Annotated in this window: 5 protein-coding genes; 3 read left to right on the forward strand and 2 right to left on the reverse strand. The window is 60.3% G+C overall.

Translation table 11 applies throughout. The features are described from left to right. The 3 genes from IHN22_RS12235 to purD form a co-directional block, all read left to right on the forward strand. On the forward strand, nt 1-669 hold a 669-nt coding region (locus IHN22_RS12235; protein ID WP_191435651.1), incomplete at its 5' end, for an IMP cyclohydrolase. Between the two features lie 19 nt (nt 670-688). After that, on the forward strand, nt 689-1,861 hold the full coding sequence (locus IHN22_RS12240) for a phosphoribosylaminoimidazolecarboxamide formyltransferase (protein WP_087189086.1): 1,173 nt from the start codon (nt 689-691) through the stop codon (nt 1,859-1,861). A 242-nt stretch (nt 1,862-2,103) separates the two neighbouring features. After that, entirely contained in the window at nt 2,104-3,360 is a 1,257-nt protein-coding gene (purD, locus tag IHN22_RS12245) for a phosphoribosylamine--glycine ligase (protein WP_191435653.1), read from the forward strand. Nucleotides 3,361-3,411: 51 nt separating this feature from the next. On the opposite strand, the gene IHN22_RS12250 is transcribed toward purD, so the two are convergent. Both IHN22_RS12250 and IHN22_RS12740 read right to left on the reverse strand, forming a co-directional pair. Beyond that, the gene (locus tag IHN22_RS12250) at nt 3,412-3,891 is read right to left on the reverse strand and encodes a GNAT family N-acetyltransferase (RefSeq protein WP_158094699.1); all 480 of its coding nucleotides are present in this window, start codon (nt 3,889-3,891) and stop codon (nt 3,412-3,414) included. A 95-nt stretch (nt 3,892-3,986) separates the two neighbouring features. After that, nucleotides 3,987-4,287: hypothetical protein (locus tag IHN22_RS12740; protein ID WP_207733084.1), on the reverse strand; the 301-nt coding region annotated here is incomplete at its 5' end.

Consider the following 4,287-nt stretch of genomic DNA (forward strand, 5'->3'; position numbering starts at 1 on the left):
CCCTATCCCGGCCGCGGCATCGTGCTGGGCCGCTCCGCCGACGACACCAAGGCGGTCATCGCCTACTTCATCATGGGCCGCAGCGAGAACTCCCGCAACCGTGTGTTTGTGGAGACCCCCGACGGCATCCGCACCCAGGCCTTTGATCCCTCCAAGATGACCGACCCCTCCCTCATCATCTACAATCCAGTCCGGGTGTTCGGCGCCTCCACCATTGTCACCAACGGTGACCAGACCGACACCATCCGGGAGGGCCTGGCCGCCGGCAAGACCTTCTCTCAGGCTCTACATACCCGCACCTTCGAGCCGGATGAGCCCAACTACACCCCCCGTATTTCCGGTCTGGTGAAGAAGGACGGCGACTATGTGCTCTCCATCCTGAAGAGCGCCGACGGCGATCCCGCCTCCTGCCGCCGCTACTTCTATGCCTATGAGAAGCCCCTGGCCGGTCAGGGCCACTTCATCCACACCTACATGGGTGACGGCAATCCCCTGCCCTCCTTCGAGGGTGAGCCGGAGCAGATCGCCATCACCAGCGAGACTCCCGAGGAATTTGCCCAGCTGATCTGGAACAGCCTCAATGAGGAGAACAAGGTCTCCCTCTTTGTGCGCTATATCGACATCATGACCGGCAACTGGGAGACCGTCATCCTCAATAAGCATCAGTAAGAAGGAGGAAGCACAGAACATGACCGAACTGGAGCTGAAATACGGCTGCAACCCTAACCAGAAGCCTGCCCGCATCTTTATGGAGTCCGGCGAGCTGCCCATCAAGGTGCTTAACGGCAAACCGGGCTACATCAACTTTCTGGACGCGCTGAACTCCTGGCAGCTGGTCAAGGAGCTGAAGGAGGCCACCGGCCTGCCCGCCGCCGCTTCCTTCAAGCACGTCTCCCCCGCAGGCGCTGCTGTGGGCACTCCCCTCACCGACGTGGAGAAGAAGATCTACTTTGCGGAGGACATGGACCTGTCCCCTATCGCCTGCGCCTATGTGAAGGCCCGTGGCGCCGACCGGCTGTGCTCCTACGGCGACTGGGCCGCCCTGTCCGACGTGTGCGACGCCCAGACCGCCCGCTATCTGGCTCTGGAGGTGTCCGACGGCGTCATCGCCCCCGGCTACACTGAGGAGGCCCTGGCCATCCTCAAGACCAAGCGTAAGGGCGGCTACAACGTGGTGGAGATCGATCCCAACTACGTCCCCAAGGCCATCGAACACAAGGACGTGTTCGGCATCACCTTTGAGCAGGGCCGCAACAACTATGAGATCAACGCCGACCTGCTGAACAACATCGTTACCGACAACAAAGAGCTGCCCGAGCACGCCAAGCGGGATATGCTCATCTCCTTGATCACCCTGAAGTACACCCAGTCCAACTCGGTGTGCTATGTGAAGGACGGTCAGGCCATCGGTGTGGGTGCCGGCCAACAGAGCCGCATCCACTGCACCCGTCTGGCAGGCAACAAAGCGGACAACTGGCTGCTGCGCCAGCATCCCAAGGTTCTGGGCCTCCAGTTCGTGGACGGCATCCGCCGCCCCGATCGGGACAACGCCATCGACGTGTACATCTCCGACGAGTACGAGGATGTGCTGGCCGAGGGCGTGTGGCAGAACACCTTCAAGGTCAAGCCCGAGGTGCTCACCGCCGAGGAAAAGAAGGCCTGGATCGCTACCCAGTCCGGTGTGACCGTGGGTTCCGACGCCTTCTTCCCCTTCGGTGACAACGTGGAGCGGGCCCGCAAGTCCGGCGTGTCCTACATCGTGCAGCCCGGCGGCTCCATCCGGGACGACCACGTCATTGCCACCTGCAATAAGTACGGCATTGTCATGGCCTTTACCGGGATGCGGCTGTTCCACCATTAAACCAGTTCCAGGGGGTATCCAATACCCCCTGGATACGCAGAACTGCGCCAATGTACATTGGCGCAGTTCTGCGATACCCCCGGTTTCGCGCCCGTGGCGCGGGTCGGGGTATGTCTGGGAGAAGTGAATTCTCCCAGACATACATCTGATTTTTTCGCTCCGGGGTCACGGAGCGCAACACCCTCCGCGAAAAAGCTTTTCGCTACGCGAAAAGGACGGGGGTAACGAAACGAGGTTTGAACATGAAGGTATTAGTCGTAGGCGGAGGCGGGCGGGAGCACGCCATCTGCTGGAAGCTGTCCCAGAGCCCCCATGTCACCCGGCTCTACTGTGCCCCCGGCAACGGCGGCATTGAATCCATCGCCCAGTGCGTTCCCATCGCCGCCACCGACGTGGACGGTATGGTGAAGTGGGCCAAGAGCCACGCCATGGATTTTGTGGTGGTAGCCCCCGATGATCCCCTGGCTCTGGGCATGGTGGACGCCATGGAGGCGGCGGGTATCCCTGCCTTCGGCCCCACCGCGGACGCTGCCATCATCGAGGCCAGCAAGATCTTCTCCAAGAACCTGATGAAGAAGTACAACATCCCCACCGCCAAATATGAGACCTTTACCGATATGGACGCCGCTCTGGCCTATGTGGAAGCTCAGGGCGCCCCTATCGTGGTCAAGGCTGACGGTCTGGCTCTGGGCAAGGGTGTCATTGTGGCCCAAACCGTGGAGGAGGCCAAGGAGGCCGTCCGCTCCATGATGAGCGATCACCGCTTTGGCGAGGCTGGGGCCAAGGTCGTCATCGAGGAGTGCATGACCGGACCCGAGGTCACCGTGCTGGCCTTCTGCGATGGAGAGCATATTTTGTGTATGCCCTCCTCTCAGGACCATAAGCGGGCCTATGACGGCAACCAGGGCCCCAACACCGGCGGCATGGGCGCTATCTCCCCCTCCCCCAACTACACCGCCGCCGTGGCCATCCAGTGTATGCGGGACATCTTCCTGCCCACCGTAGCAGCACTGAAGGCGGAGGGCCGCCCCTTCAAGGGCGTCATCTACTTCGGCCTCATGATCACTCCCGAGGGTCCCAAGGTGGTGGAGTACAACGCCCGCTTCGGTGATCCCGAGTGTCAGGCCGTCCTCTCCCTGCTGGACTCCGACCTGATGGAGATCTTCGCTGCCTGCCGTGAGGGCCAGCTCAACAAGATGGATATCCGCTGGAAGCCCGGCGCGGCCTGCTGCCTTGTGCTGGCCTCCGGCGGCTACCCCGGCAGCTATCAGAAGGGCTACCCCATTACCGGCCTGGAGGAGGCCGGCGAGACCGCCGTGGTATTCCACGCCGGTACCAAGCTGGACGACAACGGTGATATCGTTACCAATGGTGGTCGTGTTCTGGGCGTCACCGCCGTGGGCGACAGTCTGGATGAGGCCATCGACGGCGCTTACGCCGCCGCCAAGCACATCCACTTCCAGGATATGCACTTCCGCACTGACATTGGTCGGGTATAAACGCCATAAAAAAGGCCTCCGGCCGGGAAATCCCGGCTGGAGGCCTTTTTCTTAGTTGAATTTCTCCATCCAGTAATGGTCGTTATCCTCACAGACTTTGATCCCGTCCTGGTAGCGATAGCCCAGTTTCAAATAGAACTCGTGGGAGGTCAGAGAAGCGGAAACCGCCACACGCTTGGCAGCCCGGAACAGCGGGTCAGCCTCCAGGGTCTGCACCAATTTTCTGCCCACACCCTTGCCTTCCCAGTCAGGCCGTACAAACAGGGCCCTGATCTCGCACTCCCCCGGCCGGTCCTCCATAGGCGCCACAGAGCCGCAGGCCAGCAGCTCATCCCCCAGCATAGCCACATAGCTGTGTCCGCCTGATTTGGGGATAGCAGCCACACCTTCCGGATTGTAATACTCTACAAACTCCATCAGAGCCTCGCGGGGATAGTCCCGAATATTGACCTCCAGCAACACCCGGCCGATGAGGGCCGATACCTCAGCCACCTGGTTCTCCTCCATGGGGCGTATGCAGATCTGTTCCACTATCTTCTCGCTCCTTTTCATCCGTCGGTGCGGATATCTTAATTCGCTCTCAGTATACGCCGATATTCAGAGGCTGACAAGACGCTTGCGTCAATTCAGGCCGTCCCCACACGGGAGTCCTTTCGTTTCTCCTCCTCGCTGAGCTTCACAAAGGGGACCAGATCATGGTGGAGCTTTGCCAGATCATTTCTGCTCTCCGGTGAGACAGATCCGCTGAACCGGTAGCCCTCGGACCGCATATAGGCGTTCCAGCGCCTGTGCTCCAGCTCCTCAATGGTCCTCCGCTCATCTGGAGTCAGCTCACTTTCCTTCTTTGAGGCCCCAGGGATTCCGCATAAGATCCGCATTTTCAAATGGATTGCCGCAGCAACGGAAGAACGATAGTTAAATTCGTAT

The organism is Flavonifractor sp. An112 (assembly GCF_904377885.1).
In the GTDB taxonomy this organism is placed as follows: domain Bacteria; phylum Bacillota; class Clostridia; order Oscillospirales; family Oscillospiraceae; genus Flavonifractor; species Flavonifractor avicola.